At 68.2% G+C, this 23498-nt stretch carries 22 protein-coding genes and 2 pseudogenes; 20 read left to right on the plus strand and 4 right to left on the minus strand.

Annotated features, from left to right (window positions below):
* The first annotated feature begins 69 nt into the window (after nt 1-69).
* Together ACIRRY_RS48115 and ACIRRY_RS48120 are read left to right on the plus strand one after the other, a co-directional pair.
* The gene (locus ACIRRY_RS48115) at nt 70-441 is read left to right on the plus strand and encodes a DUF6233 domain-containing protein (RefSeq protein WP_403986240.1); all 372 of its coding nucleotides are present in this window, start codon (nt 70-72) and stop codon (nt 439-441) included.
* A 190-nt stretch (nt 442-631) separates the two neighbouring features.
* Nucleotides 632-1069 carry an ATP-binding protein gene (locus ACIRRY_RS48120; RefSeq protein WP_403986308.1) on the plus strand — a complete coding sequence of 146 codons (438 nt, stop codon included), beginning with the start codon at nt 632-634 and terminating at the stop codon, nt 1067-1069.
* Nucleotides 1070-1252: 183 nt separating this feature from the next.
* On the opposite strand, the gene ACIRRY_RS48125 is transcribed toward ACIRRY_RS48120, so the two are convergent.
* Complete coding sequence (locus tag ACIRRY_RS48125; protein WP_403986243.1) at nt 1253-1591, minus strand: MerR family transcriptional regulator; 339 nt, start codon at nt 1589-1591, stop codon at nt 1253-1255.
* Nucleotides 1592-2934: 1343 nt separating this feature from the next.
* Here ACIRRY_RS48125 and ACIRRY_RS48130 point away from each other — a divergent pair.
* The 7 genes and pseudogenes from ACIRRY_RS48130 to ACIRRY_RS48160 all read left to right on the plus strand — a co-directional run bounded on the left by ACIRRY_RS48130 (nt 2935) and on the right by ACIRRY_RS48160 (nt 9053).
* The gene (locus ACIRRY_RS48130) at nt 2935-3147 is read left to right on the plus strand and encodes a hypothetical protein (protein WP_403986246.1); all 213 of its coding nucleotides are present in this window, start codon (nt 2935-2937) and stop codon (nt 3145-3147) included.
* 42 nt (nt 3148-3189) lie between these two features.
* On the plus strand, nt 3190-3675 hold the full coding sequence (locus tag ACIRRY_RS48135; protein ID WP_403986249.1) for an SET domain-containing protein-lysine N-methyltransferase: 486 nt from the start codon (nt 3190-3192) through the stop codon (nt 3673-3675).
* 29 nt (nt 3676-3704) lie between these two features.
* Nucleotides 3705-4292, plus strand: coding sequence for a hypothetical protein (locus tag ACIRRY_RS48140; RefSeq protein ID WP_403986252.1), 588 nt, complete (start codon nt 3705-3707; stop codon nt 4290-4292).
* Between the two features lie 672 nt (nt 4293-4964).
* Nucleotides 4965-5756 (plus strand): DUF4239 domain-containing protein, encoded by a 792-nt coding sequence (locus ACIRRY_RS48145; protein WP_403986255.1) that lies wholly within the window; start codon nt 4965-4967, stop codon nt 5754-5756.
* Between the two features lie 320 nt (nt 5757-6076).
* Nucleotides 6077-6223, plus strand: a pseudogene (locus ACIRRY_RS48150) (helix-turn-helix domain-containing protein); the annotation flags it as partial.
* Between the two features lie 144 nt (nt 6224-6367).
* A complete protein-coding gene (locus ACIRRY_RS48155; protein ID WP_403986258.1) occupies nt 6368-7414 on the plus strand; it encodes an XRE family transcriptional regulator in 1047 nt (348 codons plus the stop codon).
* 625 nt (nt 7415-8039) lie between these two features.
* Nucleotides 8040-9053: an NAD-dependent epimerase/dehydratase family protein gene (locus ACIRRY_RS48160; RefSeq protein WP_403986261.1), complete on the plus strand. Its 1014-nt coding sequence runs from the start codon at nt 8040-8042 to the stop codon at nt 9051-9053.
* Here ACIRRY_RS48160 and ACIRRY_RS48165 read toward each other — a convergent pair whose 3' ends face one another.
* Complete coding sequence (locus ACIRRY_RS48165; protein WP_403986264.1) at nt 9054-10379, minus strand: DNA-binding protein; 1326 nt, start codon at nt 10377-10379, stop codon at nt 9054-9056.
* A 480-nt stretch (nt 10380-10859) separates the two neighbouring features.
* Between ACIRRY_RS48165 and ACIRRY_RS48170 the strand changes: the two genes are divergently transcribed.
* From ACIRRY_RS48170 to ACIRRY_RS48215, 10 genes are all read left to right on the plus strand, one after another.
* Nucleotides 10860-11735, plus strand: a complete 876-nt coding sequence (locus ACIRRY_RS48170; RefSeq protein WP_403986267.1) for an ATP-binding protein — start codon at nt 10860-10862, stop codon at nt 11733-11735.
* Nucleotides 11736-11946: 211 nt separating this feature from the next.
* Entirely contained in the window at nt 11947-12999 is a 1053-nt protein-coding gene (locus ACIRRY_RS48175; protein WP_403986270.1) for a hypothetical protein, read from the plus strand.
* A gap of 120 nt (nt 13000-13119) precedes the next feature.
* Nucleotides 13120-14616 carry an amino acid permease gene (locus ACIRRY_RS48180; protein WP_403986273.1) on the plus strand — a complete coding sequence of 499 codons (1497 nt, stop codon included), beginning with the start codon at nt 13120-13122 and terminating at the stop codon, nt 14614-14616.
* A complete protein-coding gene (locus tag ACIRRY_RS48185; protein WP_403986275.1) occupies nt 14616-15980 on the plus strand; it encodes a glutamine synthetase family protein in 1365 nt (454 codons plus the stop codon). The genes ACIRRY_RS48180 and ACIRRY_RS48185 overlap by 1 nt, the downstream gene beginning before the upstream one ends.
* 327 nt (nt 15981-16307) lie before the next feature.
* Nucleotides 16308-17156 carry a GntR family transcriptional regulator gene (locus ACIRRY_RS48190; protein WP_403986278.1) on the plus strand — a complete coding sequence of 283 codons (849 nt, stop codon included), beginning with the start codon at nt 16308-16310 and terminating at the stop codon, nt 17154-17156.
* Nucleotides 17157-17500: 344 nt separating this feature from the next.
* Nucleotides 17501-18475 carry a D-alanine--D-alanine ligase gene (locus tag ACIRRY_RS48195; RefSeq protein ID WP_403986281.1) on the plus strand — a complete coding sequence of 325 codons (975 nt, stop codon included), beginning with the start codon at nt 17501-17503 and terminating at the stop codon, nt 18473-18475.
* Between the two features lie 15 nt (nt 18476-18490).
* The gene (locus ACIRRY_RS48200) at nt 18491-19111 is read left to right on the plus strand and encodes a C39 family peptidase (RefSeq protein WP_403986284.1); all 621 of its coding nucleotides are present in this window, start codon (nt 18491-18493) and stop codon (nt 19109-19111) included.
* Entirely contained in the window at nt 19104-19469 is a 366-nt protein-coding gene (locus ACIRRY_RS48205) for a glutamate ligase domain-containing protein (RefSeq protein WP_403986287.1), read from the plus strand. Before ACIRRY_RS48200 ends, ACIRRY_RS48205 begins: the two co-directional genes overlap by 8 nt.
* A gap of 4 nt (nt 19470-19473) precedes the next feature.
* A complete protein-coding gene (locus ACIRRY_RS48210) occupies nt 19474-19758 on the plus strand; it encodes a hypothetical protein (RefSeq protein WP_403986290.1) in 285 nt (94 codons plus the stop codon).
* A gap of 238 nt (nt 19759-19996) precedes the next feature.
* Entirely contained in the window at nt 19997-20176 is a 180-nt protein-coding gene (locus tag ACIRRY_RS48215) for a hypothetical protein (RefSeq protein WP_403986293.1), read from the plus strand.
* A 57-nt stretch (nt 20177-20233) separates the two neighbouring features.
* Here ACIRRY_RS48215 and ACIRRY_RS48220 read toward each other — a convergent pair whose 3' ends face one another.
* Nucleotides 20234-20683 (minus strand): LexA family protein, encoded by a 450-nt coding sequence (locus tag ACIRRY_RS48220; protein ID WP_403986296.1) that lies wholly within the window; start codon nt 20681-20683, stop codon nt 20234-20236.
* A gap of 63 nt (nt 20684-20746) precedes the next feature.
* The gene (locus ACIRRY_RS48225; RefSeq protein ID WP_403986299.1) at nt 20747-21778 is read right to left on the minus strand and encodes a hypothetical protein; all 1032 of its coding nucleotides are present in this window, start codon (nt 21776-21778) and stop codon (nt 20747-20749) included.
* 618 nt (nt 21779-22396) lie between these two features.
* On the opposite strand from ACIRRY_RS48225, the pseudogene ACIRRY_RS48230 reads away from it, so the two are divergent.
* Nucleotides 22397-23406: pseudogene (locus ACIRRY_RS48230) on the plus strand (IS3 family transposase); the annotation flags it as partial.
* Between the last annotated feature and the right edge of the window lie 92 nt (nt 23407-23498).

Raw genomic sequence — 23498 nt, forward strand, 5'->3', positions numbered from 1 at the left:
ATCACATTATCGAACGGATAATCGAACACGCGAGGGCGGAGGTGTGCGTGCGTGCCTAGAATCAAAAATATGTTCGACCACTCACGGGATCTCCCCGACTCGCCGGAGCAGCTCCAGACGCTGCGGATCTGGCATGCCATGTGGCTGGACCGCATCGACCGCCGGATCGCCTACCTCCAGAAGCGGCAGGTCGAAGAGGAACGCGGACGCCGCAGCCGGCCCCGGCCCCCGGACTGGGTCGTCGAACTCAGCAGAGCCACCGGCGAACCCCTCCAGGTCCACGACGGCGCATGCGGCATGAACGGCAAACGGCACCGTGCGGTCAGCCGCGACGAAGCCCGCCGCCTCCTCACCACGGACGCCGTACCGGCGTGCCCGTTCTGCCACCCCGATACCCAACTACGCATCATCGGCGGCTTAAGACTGAGTGCCCGTTTCTAACCCCGGCCTGAATACGCAGGTCAGGGGGATCGTGCCGATGGCTCTGCCCGGAAGGAAAGGGACGGTGAAGACGCGCGTCCGACCGTGGTGTGCGCTGTGGTTTCGGGGGTAGGCGAGGGATCTCAACCGTGTTGTTCAGGACGAGGGTGACGGTGTGCTCCCAGCGGAGCTCGAAAACGATGATCCGGCACTGGCCCGCCGCCCGATACTGTCGGCCGTGATCTTCGCTGGCAGAGAGCCGGTGGCCGAAGCCCGGCATGCGGCCCGCGAGTTCCTGACAGAGGTGCAGGCCGTGCACGGAATCCCGGTGTCGGACCGTGCGATGGGCGTGGTGCAGCTGGTGGTCAGCGAGCTGGTGACCAACGCGCACACATACGCGCCCGGCCCGTGCCTGATGGACCTGGAGATCAGCGACGGCACCGTGGAGATCAGCGTATGGGACACCAATCCGACGCTGCCGCTGCCCCAGGCCGCCGATCCGAACCGGGTCGGACAGCACGGCCTGGAGATCGTGATCGGCGTGTGCCACAGCTTTGAGATGCGCCGCGAGCCGGTGGGCAAGCGCATCAAGGCCGCCATCACGCTGGCCGACGACCCCGGCGGAAACCCGGCGGGCCTTCTGATGTAACCGTGGCCTGCTCAGGCCGCTTACCTCTGCGGCGGGGTGACGGGCAGCCGGTTCAGGCTCTTGGTGCCACAGGTGATGCGCTGGGTCATCAGTGTGATTGCCGCCCGGGTGAAGACTGTCCGGGCAGCATTGCGTGGGCCGCCGGCTGCGAAGGTCCTGGGTGAGGTGCAGGTCCTGGCCGCGTCAGGACGTGGCCGTCGGGTCCGCCGCCTCCGCGGTGCGGCGGTGTTCGGCGTTGATGCGCTGGGCTTCTTCGAGCTGGTCCTCGAGGACGATGATCCGGCAGGCAGCCTCGACAGAGGTGCCGTGGTCGACGAGTTCCCGGGCCCGGGCGGCGATACGCAGCTGGTAGCGGGAGTAGCGGCGGTGCCCGCCCTCGGAGCGCAGCGGGGTGATCAGGCGGGCTTCGCCGATGGCGCGCAGGAAACCCTGGGTGGTGCCGAGGAGTTCGGCGGCCCGGCCCATCGTGTAAGCGGGGTAGTCCTCGTCATCGATACGGCCGTAGGAGTCGTCTGCTGTCATCTGCACCTCTCTGTGGAACGCGTCGAGGGGCCCTGGCGCTCATCGCACCAGGGCCCCGAAGGAACTCCTACACCACCTGACCGGCCCCGTTACTGCGCCGGCCCTCTGTTTCCGCAGCCCCGACCTTGACGCTGTCGGGGATGCCGGGATCGCGGTTGCTTGACCGGAGACCACCTCACTATCGATGTCCTGCGGTACCCGGGTTCAAAATGCCGGCCCGGGCGATCCTGATGGCGCTTCGCTCCTCCGTTTTCCCTCTGGGATCAACTCACTACAAGCGGGGTACTGCGTACTACCGGTGATACGAACCGCTGATACTGCGTACTGCTCCGCGGCCTGTGACAGCGCCGCTCTCCGGCAGCCAGCCCCGTCGCCCATCCTGCGTCTGCCCTGGCTTAGAACCCCACTGCCGAACCTCCCGGTGCGCGCGTCCGCAGCCGACGCCTTCACCGAGGTGCTGCTCACTTACTTCACTGCTGGATCCTGCGCACTGCACTTGCGGTCCTGCTCACGGCGGCCCCTGATCACTGCGGGCCACCCGGTCCGGTCGTCAGCCCCGTCGCCGTCCTGCAACCGCTCTGGCTTCGGAACTCCACCACCGCACCGTCCTGCGAACTGCACCTGCATGTACTGCCGCCCGGCAGTTCGTGTCTGCCAGGCCCTGCTGTTTCTCTGGGCTACGAGAGAACCATAACCACGACCCGATCCCAATGTCTACTTCAACAAACAGAGATTTCCGTGCGTCCGGCGGTAGGGGTAATCGGCCTCGGACAACGACGCGGTGAGACGGGCCGTGCCGGGCAGGCGGGACGGGACACAAGCGCGGCGACTCAGGAGGCGGCGGCGCCTGCACTCCTGGATGCGGCGGGCTATCAGGGTACGAGCGGCGGCTGAAGGATCACCGGCCCCCGGCCGCGCCCGGTCCCAGGATCCGCCGTCCTGCGGGGAGGACGGTGTTCTGCTGCCCGGTGTCCTGCCCGATCGGGTGCGCGGTGCGTTCGGCCGGCAGCCCCCGTCCGGACGGGGGCGCCGTCGGCGCCGTGCTGACGGGGGGCGGGTCCGGTGCCGAGCCGGCGGCGCGTGGTGCTCATACCGGCAGCGTGACACGTACCGGCTCCCCCCTGCCGACGGGCAGCTTCGAACCGATGCCACGCCCGGGTGGTCAGCCACGACTGGCAGCCCTGAAGGCCGTGGAGAGGCCGGCGGGCTGTTCGCGGCGGTCGAAGTTCCTCGCGCAGAAACCGGCAGAGAGTGGCGATGACCTCGGCATTGCGTTGCGGGTTAAGGGGGTGGATCCAGGCGCTGGGTATGAGGTGGCGGACGGGCATGGGCCAGGTGAGACCGTGGCCGCGACCGAGGTGGACGATGAGCCGTTCCTGGAAACTGGTGAGCATGTTCCAGGAAGTCCCGGCGCCCAAGCCGAGGATGAAGGCGGAGTTCATGGCGACGTCGAGGCCGTGCCGGACAGGATCTTCCTGAAGGACATGGTGCAAGGATCGATGCGCCGCCGAGGGGCCCCTCGGCGGCGCATCGATTCTGTCGTTCCCGCGGCTTGATCACCCGCGGGCGTGCTGATCCCGCAGAGAGAGCAGGCGACCATGGACAACGGCATCGAACTCCGGGGAACCCAAGAAAAAGGAGAAGGTGTTTTCGCCACCCAGCCTTTCCAGGTCGACGAGACGGTAATAGTTGGTGTCATCGGCCGTGAACTGGACCGCAATCACTCCCACGCCTCCCAAGTCGGTCCGGAACGCTTCGTGTTACACGACGGGCTCGTCCCGAAGGTGAACCACTCGTGTGAACCGAACTGCGGGATTCGCCTCAACACCAGTGGTGCTCACGACTACGTCGCCCGCGCATCCATCGCCGTCGGCGACGAGATCACTTTCGACTATGCGATGCGGAACTACTCGGTCGACCACTTCGCCGCCCGCTGCCGGTGCGGCTCACACCTCTGCCGTGGCCGTATCACCGGCTGGCGGGATCTGCCGGCCGAACGGAAAGCGGACTACCACGGCTTCGTCGCCCCCTACCTGATCGAGATCGACCAGGCCCTGGCCGCCCGCCGAGACGGCCACGGGTAACCCGCCCGGTCTCACGGCGTGAAACCTCGATGACCACGATGACGCTGCGGCCCCTGTCCGGCGATCTGACGGACCAGGCCGTCGAAGACGACGAGCGAACCGGACCCGAACAGACAGCGGATGCAACCCCCCGCAACCCGAATCGGGGCGGGACGGCGGGTCGTTGGCCGGACATGACGACGCACACCACCAGACCGGCCGACGCTGACCAGGTCGCCGGGGAGACCGCCGCCGTGGACCTGGTCCTCGCCTACCTCACCGGTACGGTGCCCGCCGCGCCGGCGCTCTCCCCGCTCGCCGCCGACTACATGGAACAACAAGCGTCGGGGCTGCTGTCCGGCGCGGTCAGGCTCGATCCCGGCTTCTCCCTGCACCGGCGGGCGGTCATGCCGCCCGCCGGGCTCGTGTGGCTGGAGAGCGTGGCCATGAGCGAGCCGGTCGCCGCAGCGGTCCACGCGCTCGCCGGGGACGGCGCCGACCGGTTCTCGGTTCTGTCCCAGGAGGAACGGGTGATGGCCCTGGCCATCTCGACCGCCGCCCGCCTCATCGCCCTCTACCCACCCGCCGAAGCTCAACGGCGGCTGCACGACGTCCGCGCTGTCGTCTCCCAGCCCTGAACCGCCGTGCCCCGCCCCCGGGATCTACGTACGGCGGGGGCCGAACAGAGCTTGCAGGAGGGTCGTCGAGGGCTGCTGCGCGAGGTCGGCCCGGCAGTCGGCGCAGTGACGTCCGGTCCGGCTCCAGAACATCAGGGACAGTTTCGTACACAGACGCGAGGGGCCGGCCGCACCGCTCGCACGGCGCCGACACGGCAGCAGGCCGGAGCAGGTGGGGTTTCGGGTGTCGCCTCGTCGGCGAGGGGCCGGCCCCATGCCGTGGCGGGGGCCGTCTCCTGCCGTTGCCTGTCCGCCGCTGCCCTCCTCACCGCATCGAGGCGGACAGCGCCTCCAGCTGCTCGCGGACGCCGGGGCCGGCGAGGCGCAGCAGGTCCCGGAGCGCGGCCGCGGTGGTCGTGTTCATGGTGCGGTTCCTTCCAGTGAGGTTGTGCCGGGTGACCCGGGGTTCTCCAGGCCCCGGTTCGCGGATTTCACTGGCTTGGGGTGGTCGGTCCAGATCGGTGGTGCCGACGCGCGAGTTCCCTGCGCAGGCGCCCACCGGCACGGCGTCCCGGAAAGGCTGGAAGCGCTGACACGATGAGGTGGATCATCCCTGGTTCCCGTGTCCGGCCCGGACGTCGACCGTTGCGCCCGACGCACCCGTCGTGTGTCCCGAAGGGAATCCGGAACCCCGTGGAAGTCTGGCTGCTCAACAACCTCAACACCTTTGTCCTCGCCCTCCTGTTCGTCGGCGGCGCGGTCCTCCTCGGGGTGGCGGGCACGCTGGTGATGCGGCGGAGATTCCCGCGCCTGGTGCTGAAGGGCGAGCACAACGACATGATCGGTGTCGTGCTCGGCATGTACGCCGCCATCTACGGCATCATCCTCGCCTTCGTCGTGGTGACCGAGTGGACCTGCCTGGACGTCGCGACCGCCAACGTCGCCTCCGAAGCCACGCAGACCGCTGAAGTACTGCGCGACGCCGACGCGTTTCCGGCAGACCAGCAGAAGAGGGTCGCCGACGCGCTGGGGGCCTATGTCCGCGCCGTCGTCGACAAGCAGTGGCCCCTGATGCGCGAGGGCACCCCGGACCCCAATCTGACCAATCCCGAAGTGAGCGCCCTGTACAAGGTGTTCCAGGACTACGAGCCGAAGACCCCGGCCCAGACCACGTACTACTCCCAGGCCGTTTCCACGCTCAGCCAAGTGGCCTCGGCCCGCCGCACCCGCCTCTCCGACTCCCAGCAGGCACTCCCTCCGCTGCTCAGCGTCCTCGTCTACGGCGGCGCACTCGTCATGCTCCCGCTGACCTTCCTCTACGGCATCCGCGATGTCCGTGCCCAGCTGATGTTCGTGATGTCCGTCGCGACACTGATCGGCGTGAGCGTGCTGCTGTGCCTGACCCTGGACCGGCCGTTCTCGGGGGAACTGGCCGTCAGTCCGGCGCCGTTCAGAGAAGGAGTGCTGGCGCAGTTCTGGCAGTGAACGGCCACCGTCTCCCGGACGGCCGTCCAACTCCGCCCGGGAGCCCAGCGGCAGGCCGAGGGAGATCAGCGCGAGGGCAATCGCCGTGGTACCGCTGGTGCAGGTCAGGGCATAGGGGACGTCGAAGACCTGCCGCAGCAGGGCTGGACACGGCGCAGCCGACATTGTGGCCGGCGAGCGCGCAGTCCCGCCCCGTCGTCGCGTACCCGGTCGGGTGACGTCCCCTCCAAGGCCGAACCCCGGCCAGTGCCGGGCCGTCGTCCACGGCATGAGGCCGATCCTGAACACACACGTCGCGGAGCCAGGGCCCCCGGGAACTGATACGGCAGACCCGGCAGGCCAAGGGCCTCACCCTTGCCGAACTCGGCGAGCTGACCGGCTACTCCACGGCCCAGGTCTCCCGCTACGAGCGGGCAGTCTCTCCGATGACGGACATCGACGTGCTGCGGTGCTTCGCCGACGCGCTGGAGTTACCGCACCAGGCGTTCGGTCTCACGCCGCCCGCGTCCCGGCCGGAAGTTCGGCACGGTCAGCCGATCGGTGCAACCAGCGCCTTCCCCCGACTGCCCGCCCCTAGGGTGGGTAGATCCGGTTGGGAGGACGGTGAAGAGGTGCGCCGAAGGAAGTTGCTCGCGGGCCTGACGGCCACGGCCGCCTCAGCGGCCGGCGCCCCGTTCCTGGGGAGTGGAATGGCACAGGCCGACGAGGCCCTGCTCGGCGAGTTCCTTGTCGCCCGCCTGCGGGACGCGATGCTCGGCCTGGGATCGGCCCCCGCGATCCCGCCGCCCGAGAAGCTCTCCGTCGACTTCACCCGAGCACTCGCCGACTTCGGCTCCTGTCGGTACGCCTCGCTCGCCGTACGCCTGCCGCGCCTGATCCGCGTCGGCCACGCGCTGACCGCTGCGGGGAACGACACCGGGCAGTACGCCCTCCTGGCCAAGAGCTATCTGCTGGCCACCCGCATGCTCGTGAAAATGGACGAGCAGCAGCTCGGCTGGATGGCGGCCGACCGTGCACGGCAGCTCGCCGAGGCAGCACAAGACGTCCTCGCGGTCGCCGAATCCTCCCGCCAACTGGCTGTGCTGGCCAGGAAAGCGGGGTGGCATTCCGCGGCGTTGTCGATCGCACTGTCCGCCGCTGACCACCCGGATCTGCGCGGCGCCGGACGGGCCGGGGCCGCGGTACGCGGACTGCTCGTACAAAGCGCCAGCTACACCCTCGCACGCAGGGGGGACCGAGACGGGATGCGGGAGTTGACCGACGAGGCGGCAGCCATCGCCAAGGAACTTGGCGGCGCCACTCTCCTACGTGACCACGGCGGCGGATTCAGCACGCTGACCGTGACACTGCACAGAATCAGCGCCGAGAACCACGCCGGAGATCCCCGGGCCGCGCTCGCTGCCGCCCGCTCAATCTCCCTCAAGGCCCTGCCCAGCGTGGAGCGCCGTTCCCGCGCACTCGGTGACATCGCCGTCACCTACGACCGACTTGGCCGCCGCACCGAGTGCATCCGGTCCCTCTTGGCCGCCGAACAGTGTGCCCCCGAAGAGTCCCACGCCCGCCCGGCGACCAAATCGCTCATCTCCAGTCTGCTGGTCTCCGGTCCCACGTCGATGGAACTACGCGGTCTCGCCGCACGCACCGGGGTCCTTGCCTGACGCATCTCCTTCACCAACGCCCTATTCGCCAGGAGAGCTCGCGCTACTCATTCTTGGGCAGTCCTGCGGCGAGGCGCGGTGCAAGCCGGGCACAACGGGCGGCGTAAGCCTCCAGGCGCTGGCTCTGGAAGTCCTCGACGTCCGAGTCCTCAGGCCAGACGTCTTCCGTGCCAAGTCTGAGCGTATTGTCTTCGTTGATCCTTGGGGCCGCGTCGAGACAGCGTCCACCGACCGGCTGGAGACCTCAGGGAGGCACGACTGCAGCCCCTGGAGCCGGGGACTCAGGAGGGCGGGGCAGGAGGTGCCCGGTCGCGGGTGCGCCCGCAGTGGTGCTAAAGGTCTGAGGAGGTGCTCGTCACCCACACCATCCTGGCCCGCGGGGCCCGGTACCGAGCCGGTTCCGGGGAATCTCACCCCCACGTGCGTCGGGCCTCAGCCGACTGCGGCGGGGCCCGACGTTGCCTTTCGGTCATTGTTGGGGTGCCAGGGACCGCACTCGGCGGCGTCCGACCACGGCGACAGGTCGACGTACCAGCCGTCCAAGCGGCTGACGGTAACCGTCGATGGGGCTTCCGCTTCGCGCGGACCGCCGTTCTCTGCATGAATTGGAGGGCAGGATCGGCACATGAGGATTTTGGTCATGGGTGGAACATGGTTCCTGGGTAAAGCCGTTGTGGAGAGCGCGCTGTCGAGGGGATGGAGGGTTACCACCTTCAACCGTGGCCGGTCGGGTCGCGATGCGCCGGGCATCGAGGTCGTGCACGGTGACCGCATGGTGCGCGAAGACTTGTTGAAGCTGGCTCAGCACGGACCGTGGGATGCAGTGATCGACACATCCAGTTCGGAGCTCTCCCCGCGCGAAGTGGGCTTGGCCGCAAGGTCGTTGCAGGACTGCGCCGGACGCTGGGTGCACATCTCCACTGTCTCCGTTTATGAGGGGTGGCCGCACCAACCGCTGACAGAGCAGTCGCCGCTGCTGGACTGCCCCGCGGATGCCGACGCTTCGTTCGGATACACCGGCGAGGACGGCAGTCCCACCCAGTACGGATTCCAGAAGGCTGGCGGGGAACGTGCCGTCGCGGAGGCCTTCGGTGGCTCTGCAGTATTCCTGCGACCCGGCGTGATCCTGGGCCCCGGTGAGTATGTCGGGCGGCTGCCCTGGTGGCTGGAACGGGCAAAGCGGGGCGGCCGCATCCTTGCCCCTGCCCCCGCCGAACAACTCATCCAGCCAGTCGACGTGCGCGACGTTGCCCGGTTCGCTCTTGCTCAGGCTGTCAGTTCGAGTAGCGGAGGCTTCAACGTCACACACCCCGAGGGCATTTCGTTCAGTGGTTTCCTCAACGAGTGCTTGGCCGTGACGAAAAGTGACGGCACTCCGGTCTGGGTGGATGCCAACGTGCTGGCCGAACAGCGGGTGAAGCAGTGGACAGAGCTGCCTCTATGGCGCACGCATGCCGGGGTGTGGGCAGTTGACTCCCGACGGGCCTCCGAGGCGGGTCTGCGATGCCGACCGATAGTCGAGACGGTCAGGGACACCTGGAAGTGGTGGGCTGAGGACGGGCGTCCCGTGGACCACCCGCGGTGGGCAGAGCACGGGATCGCCCCGGAGAAGGAGGCGAGGGTTCTCGCCTCCCTTTGATCAGACTTCGATCGCGAGGAGGCTCACAGGCGGGCCCAGCCGGTACGGCGGCGAGACGCGGGTGAAGTCCTCGATCCGCTCGCGCAACTCCCGCGGCACCTGCGCCCCGTGGTAGCGCGGCTGGGCCAAGTGACGGCCGATGCGGGCGGCCCGTAGAACGATGCCGGTGTTGCGCTGCTCGACGGGTACCTCCCAGACGGGCGCGAGGACTTCGGCCGCTCCATCGACATCGTCGGCTAGCAGCCGAGCCTGAGCAAGATCGGCTGCCGCGCCTGCCCGGACGTGCGCGGACTGATCGTCAGGCGCCTTCTGGACAAGCAGCGTCAAGGCACGCTGCGCATACGCCTCTGCTTGCGCCGCGTCGCCCACCAGCAGGGCCGTGGTGCTGTTGGACATGGCCAGACGCTCAGCAGAGAAACCGAACTCGCCGCCCACAACGTCATGCAACTCGTCGAGGCGATTCCCATTTCCGTCCTCGGACAACCGCATGGCTTGCTGTGCGGAGGACACATCGCCGAGGTGGGCGAAAGCCCGGGCCTGGATGGCGTGCAGGCGGTGTTGGGCGATGTCGCCGAGGCCGCCGTACGACAGAGCCCGGTTGGCTTTTGTGACGGCTTCCGACTTGTTGCCGGTGTGGTAAGCGATGTAGGCCAGAGTCCCGTCGGCGAAGGCCTGTAGGGGTGCGAACCGTGAGCTTTCGCCGTACAGGGCTGCGGTTCGAGCGAAACTGCGGGCGCTGGGAAAGTAGCCGAGGTCGAAGGCGGCAACCGCCAGCAGTGCGGTCGTCTGACCGTTGAGAATCAGCAAGTCCTGTTGCTGGACAGGGATCTGAGTCCTGTCTCGGTGGTCCTCGATCTTCAGGCGGAGACTGTCGGTTTCGTCGAACGCTGTGACCGCCGGCAGTCGGTGGTAGGTCTGGGCCAGATTGATCACCTGGTCGCGTAGTTCTTCAATGGTGTTGTCGGAAATAGACGACGCAGCGGTCGCGTCGGCCCCGTCATGTGCTTCACGTGCAGTCATTCGAACTCGCTCTTCAAGGTCAAACGCGGGTGCCTGAGGATCGACCTCCAGCGGTGGCCCAAACAACTGCTCCACGGTATAGCCCGGCCACATGACTTCGAGGATCTGACAGCTCTCAGGGCTGGGAAGTGTGACGAGCTTGCCGCCTGTCCAGCGTCGGAACTGCGTCTCGCCAAGGGTTGGGTTGCTGGGGTCTGGACCGAAAAGACGAGTACCTGTCTCGGTGAACTTCTTCTCGAACTGGCGGTAGGGAAGTCTGTCCCGATCACACAGCCACTTCAGCAGTGTCCTCGGCGTGTCGCCCATACCGCCCCCAGTCTCCGGCGCCGCTGGTCCCTCAGCGCGCTTTCGGATCGATCCCTTCTTGAAGAAGAGGAATCCGCAACGTCATGCCATGGCAAGAGTCCCCGAGCACAAGCCACTTCAAAGCTACGCCGAGGCCATGTTCGTCGCTCATAGGTGTCTCAGAGGAAACCTTGTAGGCCATGGCGGGGCCACGCGCAATGAGAGGAGCCTGATCGCCAACCCGCTGAGAGCGTTTGACCAGGCACAAGAGCGTGCAAACAGGGAGTCCCCCGTGAAGCCGGAGATGCAGCAGACCGCATCGGTCCCCATGAAGATGTGGTCAATACCCCCCGTAACGGTTCGTCACGGCGAACGCGTAGCGGCACGTCCGGCGTCTGCAATTCTCGGATGCCCGGAGGGCTCGGTATGACACCGCCTGCGACCATCGCGCGAACACGCCCCAAACCCCTCCCCCCTCTCCGGGGGTACCCCGGATTCGACATGTCCTTCAAGCGAAGCTCGAGCTCCACGGCTGGCGTCATCGCAAAAGCAGACCGAGCCGCGCCGCGTCGCGCACGCGTCATTCTCCGGGCCGGGCTGCGGTATTGGGGGCAGCCGGACGAGCTGATCCAGTCCGCCGATCTGGTCGTCACCGAGTTGGTCACGAATGCGTTCAAGCATGGGCTCGGTGACGTCGGAGTTCGTGCGTATCTAACCGACACGCACCTTCTGATCGAGGTGCGGGACGGCTCTCACGAACTCCCCGTGCTGGGTGAGGCAGCCCTGGACGACGAGCACGGCCGCGGCCTCTTGCTGGTCGACGCCGTCGCGGACGACTGGGGTGTCAGCTCTGACGGCACGACGACTTGGTGCTCTCTCCCTCTTGTGAGAAGGAACGACGACATGGAGCACGGTGGTGTCCCTGTGATCCCCGATCTCGGGTGTGCAGAGACCAAGTGGGTCAGGAAAGAAGAGTTTCGGGCAACCCACCACGCAGCCGGAAACGCCTTCCGCTTCACCCGCGTATACCTGAACGCGTACCTGGACCCGGCCCTCGGCTTCGTGGACATCGAGGATCTGGCCGTGATCGGGGGCGTATTGATGGCCAACGCCTTCGCGCACACCCGGGTACCGGAGTACGCCATGTTCACCATGCGGTGGGCGCTGCTTCGTACCGGTGAACTTGTCATCCAGGTACACGACGGCCACCGTGACTTCCCGGACTTCGATACGGCCGTGAGGTGGGAGCCAGCCGAGGGTGAGCGACCGCGTGGCTTGTGGACCGCGCGCCGCCTCGGAGCCGAGATCTCCTACCTCCCGGTGGCCGACGGAAAGATCGTCCAGGCCCTGATCAGGCCACGCGCCCTGCACCTCTGACCCCTGCCGGACACCGGCCCCCTGACCGGCCGCCGGGATGCCGTGCGCCTCGCCTCCCCTGCCGAGGTCCGCATCCCGGCGGCCAACTCCCCCTGAACACGCCCTCTTGAAGTCTTGATCCCACCTTCACCTGCGCCCGTGTTCTGCCCCGAGCAGGAATCGCCGGTGCACCTCCGCCCCCAATCCCGAGGCCGTCATGTCCGATCGGTTAGTGACCAGCGCGACGTCCAGCGCCCCTCCCGAAGCCCCTGCGGCGTCCCCCGCCGCGGGCCTGATCGTCAGTCCTGTCGGTGCCGACTCCGATCTGCGGGCCGCGCTGGAAGACCTGAAAATGGGGCGCTACCTCGCCGCCCGCGACCTGCTCATCCATACGGGACTGAACTGGTCCTTGCTCGCGCGCCGTTGCCACCTGCTCGTGTCCGACCCCGGCGCACGCGGCGTCATCAAGATGTGGCGGGACGAAGAACCGCACAGCCGGCACGCGTCCCTCCTGTGGGCGCGCGCCCTGACCCACGGGGCGCTGCAACTTCACCGTGAGGGCAAGGCCGACGATGTGGTGTGCCGTGCCGCGGTGATGGCCCACGAGGAGTGGAACCGGGCGGCAACGCTCTGGCCGGACTCTCCCGAGCCGTGGAACGGCCGGCTTCAGCTGGCCCGTCTTCCGTACGATCCGCGGTTCCTCGACCCCTATTGGCGAAGCCGTACACAGCCGTGGGACCGGCTGGACGATTTCGAGATGTCCTTGTCCGGGCCGTGGCCCCTGTGGGCCGAGGCAAACGAGCGTCACCCGGGCGACAGGGACGCACACCACCGGATGCGCGAGTACTTCCTGCAGCACCACGGAGCTGTTCCAGCCCTCCAGTACGCGCAGTGGATCGTCTCGGAGGCCCACACACATCCCGAGCTGCTGATGCTGCCGCTGTACGCCCGCATGGACCTGTACCGGGAACGGCACCGCAGCAGCCAGAGGGGTGCTGCCGGGTTCTGGCAGACGGAGCAGGCACACCGCGTCGCTATGCGCGCGTTCACCGGGTGGTTTTCCCCGATTCCCGACGCCGAGCACCGCTGGCTCTCGCTCTGGGACCTGAACTATCTGGCGCACGCCCTGGTGTCCTGCGGCAAGTCCAACGCGGCCCGGCAGGTGTTCAACGCGCTGGGCCCCTACGTCACGCCCCAGCCGTGGAAGGACATCAACGACAGCCTCGGCCGCTCCCGGGACTGGACGGACGAGTTCCTCCACATCCGCGCCGCCGTCCTGAAGTAGGACGCGCCCACCGAACACGCGCGCATGGTCACCCACTGCCTGCGCCTGCACCTTTTGGCCTGTTCCCCGTACCTCCCTTCTGCTGAAAGTGGACTACTGGTGTCTCACAGAACCGTCTCCATGACGCCGCCGGATGACGATGTCGTCCTGAAGGCCCTAGGGATCCGGCCTGAACTGTCCCGGAAAATGGGCACGTTCGGGAACTACGCGATCAGCTTCTCGGTCATCTGCATCCTGGCCGGCGGCATGAGCTTGTTCGGGTTCGGCCTCGCTCATGGCGGGCCCGTCGTCATGCTCGGAACCTGGGTCGTGATCGGCGGCCTGACGCTGCTGGTCGGCATGTCGCTGGCCGACGTGGTCTCCGCCTACCCCACCTCCGGCGGACCCTATTTCATGGCCGAGAAGCTGGGCGGCAAACTCGCGGGCTGGTACACGGGCTGCCTGAACCTGCTCGGTCTGCTCGGCGCCATCGCCGGCATCGACTACGGAGCCGCCGCGTTCATCGGCGCCTTCGCGCAGCTGCAGTGGGACATCGCCCCGACCCCGGGCGGCACCATGCTGATATTCGGCGCCATCCTCCTGCTGCACGGGCTTCTCAACTCCGCCGGCGTGCGCCTGGTCACCGTTCTCAACTCGATCTCGGTGTGGTGGCAGCTCCTGGGCGTCGCCGTCATCGTCGGCACGCTCACCCTCGCCCCGGCCCAGCACCGGTCGGTGGGCTTCGTGTTCACGCACTTCCACAACGACACGGGCTTCTCCAGCCCTCTCTACGTCGCGCTGATCGGCGGCCTTCTCGCGGGCTACACCTTCTGCGGTTACGACGCCTCCGCGCACGTGGCGGAGGAGACCAAGGACGCGCAGGTCTCCGCGCCCAGGGGCATGGTGCGTTCGATCTGGGTGTCCTGGGTGGCCGGCTTCGTGCTGATTGCCGGCCTGCTGTTCGCCATGCAGGACTACGCCGCCACCCAGAACACGGCGACCGGGGTCCCGCCGGCTCAGATCTTCCTCGACGTCCTTGGCCCGTCCGGCGCCAAGGCGCTGCTGCTGATCGTCATCGTGGCGATGCTGTTCTGCGGCAACGCCGAGGTCGCCGCGGCCAGCCGCATGATCTACGCGTTCTCCCGCAGCCGCGCCCTGCCCGGCTGGAAGAGCTGGCGGCGCGTCAACTCCCGGACCAACACACCCACCCGGGCCGTGTGGTTCGCCGTCGTCGTCCCGTTCGCCCTCACCCTGCCGGTCCTGTACTCGCCCACCGCCTACGGCGCGATCACCGCGATCAACGCGGTCGGCATGATCCCCGCCTACGGCATCCCCGTCTTCCTGGCCCTGCGCAAGGGACGCCACTACCAGCCCGGTCCCTGGACACTCGGGCGCTGGCGGCGGCCGGTCGGCGTCATCGCCATCGCCTACGTGGCCGTCATCACCGTGGTGTTCTGCCTGCCGCAGTCGACACCGATCACCACGGAGTCCTTCAACTACGCCGGCGTGACCCTGGCGGGAGCACTGCTGCTCGCCACGGTCACCTGGATGACCCGCGGCAAGCAGGACTACCAACTCGCCGCCGCAGGCACCGCCCTGTCCGGGGAAGCCGCAGCGTTCGACGAGGGAGGCTACTGATGGCCACAGGGAAAACCGTCCGCCCCGCCTCGCTCTGGCCCTCCGGAGCGGTCTGCGAGGAGGAGCTGCGCGACCTCGTCCGCACACGGCGCATCACCGAGATCATGCTCGCCGTGCTGGACATGCAGGGACGGCTGAAGGGCAAGGTCTTCAACGCGCCGGTGTTCCTGGAGCGGATGACGGGCGGCGCCGAGATGTGCTCCTACCTCCTGGCCACCGACACCGGCATGAACCCCCTGGAAGGGGTCCAACTCACCGGCTGGAACCAGGGCTTCGGCGATTTTCTCGTCATGCCCGACCCGGGCACCGCCCGGATACTCTCCACCCGGCCCGGCACCGTCATCATGATCGGCACCCCTGTCCACCACGACGGGACACCGGTCCAGGTGGACCCCCGCCACATGCTCCGCGTCCAGCTCGACCGGATGCTCGCGCTGGGCTACGAAGTGAAGGCAGGAGTGGAGAGCGAGTTCGTCCTCCACTCGGACGGCGAATCCGGCCCGGTACCGGCATGGAGCAGCAACCGCGACTACGCCCTCGACCTCCCGCCCGCCGCCCTGTCCTTCTCCCGCCACCTCAGCAGCGCCCTGGCCGACGCGGGCATCCCCTACGAGGCGTTCAAAACCGAGGGCGCGCCCGGGCAGGCCGAGGTCACCTTCCCCTACGGTGACGCCCTCGACGCCTGCGACCACTACGCCCTCTTCCAGCTCCTCGCCCGCGATGTCGCCGGACACGACGGCCTGGTCCCGGCCTTCATGGCGGCCCCGCAGACCGGCACCGGCAGCGGACTCCACCTGCACCTGTCCCTGTGGAGCGAGCACGATGATCCGGGATTCGACCACCATCGCGGGCAGGACCTGCCGCCGCTGATGAAGCACGCCATCGCGGGCCTCATCTCCGCTCTGCCGCACCTGGCCCCGCTGTACTGGCCGGGCGTCAACTCCTTCAAGCGCCTGCGGCCGTACAGCTTCGCGCCCGCCTTCTACAACTGGGGCCTCGATCACCGTGGCTGCGCTGTGCGCGTCACCGGCCACGGCCGCCAAGCCCACCTGGAAGTCCGTCTCGCCGGCTCCGACGCCAACGCCTACCTCGCGCTGGCCGCCTACGTCGCTGCGATGGTCCACGGCATCGAGGAGAAGCTGGAGCCCCGCCCGGCCTGCGAGGGCGACGCCTACCAGGACACCGGTGCGATTCCCGTCTACACGGATCTGGCCGACGCGCTCCACCACTTCGAGCACAGCACCGCCGCACACCTCCTGCTCGGCGAGGACGTCGTACAGCACTACGCCCGTGCCGCCCGCACCGAACTCGACTGGCATCGCAGCCGCGTCACCGACACGGAACGGCTTCGCGGAATCCGCTGATTCCTCTGCCGCCGGGTCAGACCTCTTCCCCGGCGGCAGAGCGTGGAACGCTCTCGTTCCCCGGACCCGACGGCGGGCGGGGAACGAGGGTCCAGCTCCCGGCCCCTGACGAAGCCGGGAGGGTCTGATCCTTGGTGGGTCCAGACCCGTCCTGGCCTCCACGGGTGGTTCCCGCGGAGGCCAGGACCACACCCAGCACCCGAACGACATGAGGAACTCGATGGTCAGCCGCATTGACTCCCATCAGGACTCGCAGAAAGACAGAGGCTCCTGTCGTAGCGGCGGGCCTTTGTCATCCCATCCGATTCGACGCGCTCAGGGCGGAGCATGATGCAGACCTGGCAGCAGCACTTGCGCGGACTGCCCGTCCACACACCGGGCGCAGTAATGGACCCCGATGTCCGCGCACGGTACGCGGAGGCGGTCAGCCAGGCCTTCAAGGCCGGCGGGACCGAACGCAAGATCGCCGCCCACATCGGCTGCTCCTCGCAACTCGTTTCTCATCTCCTCGACCGGAGCGAGGGGCTGGGCAGTGCACCCGGGGCGGAGCACGTGGCGAGGATCCTGCGGGCCCGCATCGCCGACGGCACCTACCGGGTCGGTGACGTGATCCCGTCCAAACCACGGCTCTCCGTGGAACTCGGCGTCTCCCCCCGAGCCGTCCGCCGTGCCGTCGCCTGGCTCACAGGGCAAGGGATCACGGCCACCAGGGCCGGGCGCGGAACGGTCGTCGTGGACCCGGACGCCCCGCCGACCGGGTCCACCCTCCAGGTACGCAGGCCGTCGGGGACGGTGGAGACCTGGCATCGGTCCGGCGTCCACAGCCAGCACATCCGCGACACCGTGAGGGCCCGGATATGGGACGGCACGTACGCGGAAGGCAGCAGGATCCCGGTCACGAAGGACCTCGTCGCCGAGTTCGGCACCACCGAGGGCACGGTCAAGTACGCCCTCAAGGAACTCAAGGCGAAGGGGATCCTCACCACCACCGGCGCCAGAGAGGACGGAACCTTCGTCCACCACTCAGCCCGGAGCCGAATGGCCAGCGTCGTCGACAGCCAAACCACACCGGCGCAGCCCGCCAGCAAGCACGTGGTCAATCCCCAGGCGGCGGGCGCCAAACCAGGCCACTCGAACAGCAAGGAGGCAGGCAGTGCAGACCTCAGCCCACGGTGAGGATGTCGTCACGGCCGTAGTTCTGAACCTGGAGCGGGACGGCTCAACATCGTCGGGTCCCTGCCCGTCCACGGTGCCCGGGTCACCGTCACACCCGACGGACAGACCACTCTGTCCCGCGGAAAGTGGTCCGTGACGCTGTGAAGCAAACGACGGACCGACCGCCGACACCAGGCGCGACAGGCGTCCTCTGAACCCCCGGTGCGGGGGTAAAACAGTCACCGCTCCCCCGCACCGGGCTGCACCAAGATCATGTCCGTGTACGACGGCTGACCACTGCCAAGAAGCAGCCGCCGCACACGGGCGACACCACCGATCCCATCTCGCGTTCACAGGAGAACCGCGTGACAGCTGCAACGGTGCCAGACATCGCCACCCTACGGATCGGCGTTCTCTGCGGAGGAGACTCCCCCGAACGACCCGGTTCACTTGCATCCGGCCGGCACGCCCACAGCGCCCTGACCGCGGCCGGACTCACCGCCGAGCTCATCGACGTCGCAGACGCGTCGGTATCGGGCCTCAAGGGCGCCATCGACGTCGCTCTCCTCGGCCTGCACGGTCTGGGCGGCGAGGACGGCAAGATCCAAGGAGCCCTCGACACGGCAGGCATCCCCTACTCCGGCTCCGGAGTCCTGGCATCGGCCATCGGGATGCACAAACCCACCTTCAAGAAGCTCGTCACCCAGGCGCGGATCGACACCCCCAGGTGGGCCGTGGTCGACCCGGACATATCGGTCAGCGCGACGATGTCCATCGTCAGGCACTCCATCGGGTACCCCGTGTTCGTCAAACCCTCCTCGGGCGGTGGCAGCCTCGCCGCCGGCATCGCATGGGATGAGGCGCAGCTGCGCCCGATGATCGAGGCCGCGGCCGAACCGGGCCATTACGCCGAGTACCTGATCGAGGAGTACATAGCCGGGATCCCCTGCACCGTCGGTCTGGTCCAGGTCGACGGGCGCCTGGTAGTCCTCCCGGTCCATGACGTCGAGTCGAAGAACGAGTTCTACGACTACGAGTCCAAGCACGACCCGTCCCAGCGAGAGGAGCACTGCCCGTCCATCCTCCCGGACCAGACCACGCAGACCATGGCCCACACCGCACAGGCCGTCTACCACCTGCTGGGCGCCCACGGAGTCCTCCGCATCGACTACATGGCGAGTTCCGCCGGGAGGAACTCACTGCTGGAGGTCAACACGCTGCCTGGACTGTCGGAGCACGGGAATCTCGCCACGATGGCGCGCGCCGGTGGCATTCCGTACCCCGAGCTGATCCAACACCTCGTCAGGACCGCGTTCACCAAGCCCGGGTACCTGCCATAGGAAAGACTGGGGCGCATGAGCGCCCCGCCGATCCATCACCCCGTGCCCTACTACTCGCAGTGGGAATCCGCCTCCCTGGTGCCGGAGTTCATCTCCGGCCGGCTCGATGCGGCTGACGATCCGCTGTGGCAGAAGTCCGGTGCCGACACCCCGCAGGAATACGCGTTCTGGGCTCCGCGCATGTGCGGGGTGGCGTGCTTGCGGATGGCACTGGACTTCTGGGCACTCCCCGTTCCGCCCGCGGTTCCTCTCGTCAAGGACCTGTGCGCGGCAGGGGCATACGTCCGGGACGGTGACACCGTGCGGGGCCTGATCTATCAGCCGTTCGCCGACTACGTGCGGGTCCGGTGGGGGCTGCGCGCCGATTCCGTCCCCGACCTTCCCGCCACGGGGATCCCCGAAGTCGTTGCAGGCGGCGGGCTCGTTCTGTTGTCCGTGCACAAGACGGTCCGGACACCTGACACGGATCCGCCCAGCAAGGGCGGGCACCTGGTGCTCGCCGTCGGAGTCAGTGAGGAGAAGGTGATGCTGCACAACCCTTCCGGTCTTCCCGGGAGCTCGCAGGTAGCCGCAGAGGTCGCATGGGACCGGTTCGGGTCCTTCTACGCTGGCCGCGGGGTGATCCTGGGTGTCTGATGTCGACGACCTCGGAGAGAAGCAGCCGGGCACCCGGCGGATCGCTGTTCTCGGCGAAATGCTGGAGCTGGGGGAGACTGGCCCGCAAGCGCATTGGGACATCGGCCAGAAGGCCGGCGAGCTCGGCGTGGACATCGTGATTGCTGTCGGCGATCAACTGGCGAAACAGCTTGCTCTCGGCGCAGCGCACGCGGGCGTGGACACCGCCATTGTGGGCGACAACGAGACAGCCACCCGCCTGCTGGAGAAGCTCCTCCAGCCCGGCGACATCGTCATCGTCAAGGGCTCGCGGGGCGGAATGCGGTGGCAGATCGCCCAGGCCCTGACCGGCCAGCCCCTCACCGGAATCCTCAGCTGAACCATTGGCCGCCCTCGCGGACGGCAGCGTCCTTGTCCTGACCACCGCCGTGTGCGACGACGTGGACACCGCCCGCCTGATCACCCTCACCATGGACGGCGTGGCGGACGGCCGCTGGGGCCGGATGCGCACCTCCGGGGAGCTGACCGCGCTCCACACCGCGCTGGATCCCGCACGGCACACACTCCTTCGCCCGCCCACCAGCCACCCCAAGGTGAGGACCATCCACCCTCCGGCCCAGGGCCACCCCGAGCTGGTCGCGGGAGTCCTCGGCTGCAACAGCCTGTAGACCCCGCCCGGCCGCGTACGACACCCCGCGCTGGGCAACCCCTCCCCGGGCGGAGTCCCCGGCCCCGTCCGGGTGTCTGTTCTGAACACCGGGTTCTACGGGGCTCGGTAGCCTCGTCGCCGTGACGGACAGCAGCGCGTGCAGCGTCGAAGAACGGGTGGCAGCCGCCCGGGAGCTCCTCCGGGTGTGGACTGTTGACACTGCGACCGCTCAGGAGTTCCCCGGGGCTGAGTGGACTGTGGATGACGGGGCATGTCTGCGCGGCGTGGTCGACAGCGACGAGGACATCGGGATCTGGGCTGACTACCTCGGTATCGACCTCACCCGTACCGAGACGGGCACGCTCGGCGGGCGCCGGGACTACACCCCCGACGGGTCGTGCGGGCCCGTGATCCCCGTGTTCCTGACCAGCACGTGACCGCCCTCGCCGACACCGCAGTGTCGGACGAGGTCTGACCAGCCCGGGGCCCGCAGGTCACCAGGGCAGGGAGATTCCCTTTCCCGGGCCGCGGCTGACGCTGCGGTCGAGGACGCCGAGCTGTTCCATCTGCCCGAGCTGGTACGCGACGCTGCCGGTACTGGACAGGCCCACGACCCTGCCGATCTCCCGTACCGAGGGGGTCTCGCCGTTGTGCTCGGCGGCCCACTCCCTGATGCACGTCAGGATGCGCCGCTGCTGCTCCGAGAGGTGTTCTTCCGTCTCCTCGATCTCCCGGACCAGTTCGCGCAGCGCGACTCTGGCGGACGGCGAGCGCCCGGCCGCCGTCCGCCAGAACGGGTGATTGGAGATCCGGTTGTCGAGCTGCTGCAACCGGCGGCGCAGCGCAGTCGTTTCGAGGGGTCGGCGCTCCAGGGCCGCGTATGTGCGGGTCCGCTGGCGCTGGGTCCGGATCAGATCGCGCGGAAACATCGTGTGCTGCACCATGTGGCGAGTAAAACATGTGTTCGAATTGGTAGGCCAGGCCCCGGCCGTCGGCCCCGGCGGCGGTCACACGGGGGCGGGCTGGGTCAGGAGGGTGCCCATGAGGGTCTGGTAGCGCTCCAGTGCCTCGGCCCATTCGGGCATGAGGAGGTGCTGGATGACGCTCATGGAGACCGCGGCCTCGCCGCTGACCCCGAGGACGGGGGCGAAGCCGACGCGGACCCACTGGTCCCACATCTCGTCCGCCATCAGGGCCCGCAGGATCTCGGGGTCGGTCACCATGCGCGGCAGGAGCACGGTCAGAGCGGCGCTCGCCTTGGTGCAGGCGAGCACCGCCGTGCACAGCCGCTCGCCGTCGGCCTCCCGGACGGTGCGCATCAGGCCGGGCAGACCGTCCGCGAGGGGGGACTGTGCGAACAGGTCGTCACCGGCGAGGGCGGCCTCGCGCTGGACGGTGCGGATCTGCTCGACCATCTCGGAGTTGCCGCCGGGCGTGGCGGCCTCCCACGCCTCCGCCAGCTCGTCGAACCCGACGTCCTGGGCGCCGCCGAGCATCAGCCGTCCACCCGGGCCGATCAGGGCCGGGTGGAAGATGTTGGACACCGACCGGGACGGCGGCAGCTCGAACCCGGCGCCGGCCGCGTTCGCGCGCAGCGCCCCGTCGAAGTCCCGGCGGGGGCAGTGCTGGTTCCTGAACAGCCGGGCCGCCATCTCCTGACGGGCCTCGAACGCCTCGTCGGAATCGCCCTGGGGGATCTGGCCGAAGTCGATCCCGGCCGTCCTGAACGGTCGCTCGAAGGCGTCGGTCACCGCTGCCCGCAGCCGTGCCGTGCTCTCGGGGGTGGCGTCGATCGCCCAGAAGCCCCAGCCGAACCAACTGATCTTCCGGCCGGTCTTGGAGATTCCTGCCAGGGCGGCGGCCCGGCGCACGATCTCGGGACGGAGCCCGCCCGTCCCGGGGTCGGTCCACTCCGTGGTCCGGGGCAGCCACAACTGACTACGCCAGCGTTCCAACTGGGTGGGACTGACGGTGAATCCGTGCACCCCGACTGCCGCGACCATCGCGAGTTCGAGGGCGGAGGGTTTCGTGCGGGCCATGATCAGCTCCTGCGGTTCTGGTTGCCGCCTGCGAGGACGGTGTAGACGGTGGCCGCCGTTCCCAGCGCGCTCGCCTACGCCTCGCTCTGCGCGGCCAGGACGGCGGCCACCACCGCCAGGATCAGTGCGGGCAGAGGGGGAGGGTCGCCTCCTCCGGGCATGAGCAGCGGGTCGACGTTCATCGGCTGGGGTCCTTCCCTGGGGCGGCCTCCTGCCGGACAACCCGGCAGGGCAGACACGCACCTCCGGGACCCCAGGGGGCGGCCTGCATGCCTATCTCGCCACACCTCGCCCGGTGAAATGAGGGAAACCTCGCGGGGTACCCACTCCCTGGACTCCGAGCAGCTTCCGGGCCGTGGCGCCCCGCGTACGGTGACCGCATGTCCTCCGGCACCCGGCGTCCGAGGGGCGTCCGTCCCTGACCATCTGTGACCGGTGGTGGTGCGTGGTGGGGGCGGTATCTGGTCGGACCGGGGTTGTCGGGGGTGCGGGCTGTTGCGTCTGCGGCAGATGATCTTTCTTGTGTCCTAGAGTCGGGGGCGGTCTTCCCGGTGAGGTGACTCCCGTGGTGTGGACACTCTGACAATGGGTCTTGCAGATCCAAGGGAAGGTGTCCTGGTGGGACGTAGGTCTCCGTATCCGGAGGAGTTCAGGAACGATGCGGTGGCGTTGTACCGCGCGGCGGGCGGGAAGCGCACGTATGCGGCGGTCGCGGCGGATGTCGGGGTGACCGGCGAGAGCCTGCGGAGCTGGGTGCGGCAGGCCGACGAACAGACGGTTCGTGGTCACGTCCGCAGCGACCGAAGTGGGGAGAGCCGGGATGAGGAACTGGCCCGGCTGCGGGCGGAGAACGGCCGGCTGCGCAAGGCCGAGAAGGAATGGGAACTCGAGCGGGAGATCCTGCGGCGGGCGGCGGCCTGTTTCGCGAAGGAGATGAAGTGAAGACCCGCCGCTGGGACTTCGTCTCCGCCCACGCCGAGAGCTTCGGTGTCCAGCGGATATGCCGGGTTCTTCAGGTCTCGCGCTCCGGCTGCTACCGGTGGATCGCCGGTGCGAGGGCCCGAGTCGAGCGGCAGGTTGCCGACGACACCCTGGTCGCGGAGATCCGCGAGGTCCACACCACGCACAAGGGAACCTACGGAGTCAGGCGCGTCCATGCCGAGCTGCGGGGCTTTGGGCACACGGTCAACCGCAAGCGTGTCGAGCGGTTGATGCGCCTGAACCGGATCGGGGGCCGCCACCTGCGTCGGCGTAAGCGCACTACCGTCCAGGACCGGCTCGCACCGCCTGCCCCGGACCTCGTCCAACGCGACTTCACTGCCGGGCAGCTGAACGAGAAGTGGTGCGGCGACATCACATATGTGCAGGTCGGCGGCTCATGGCTGTATCTCGCCTGTGTCCTGGACATCTGCTCACGACGGGTGCTCGGCTACTCGATGGCCTCCCACATGCGGGCCGAACTGGTCATCGACGCCCTGGAGATGGCGGTCGCGGCCCGCGGCGGCAGCGTGGACGGAGTGATCTTCCACGCGGACAGGGGTTCCCAGTACACGTCGGCTGCGTTCGCGCAGGTCTGCGACGGTTTCGGGATCCGCAGGAGCATGGGCAGAGTCGGCTCGAGCTACGAGGTGAGTCGGCGGCGGGAATCTCACCCACCGCCGCTCTCAGAACCGTGCGTGAACCTCGCGACTCACACGGCTCCCATTGTTGAACCAGTGGG

It is taken from the genome of Streptomyces sp. NPDC101776 (genome assembly GCF_044766845.1).
Classification (GTDB): Bacteria; Actinomycetota; Actinomycetes; order Streptomycetales; family Streptomycetaceae; genus Streptomyces.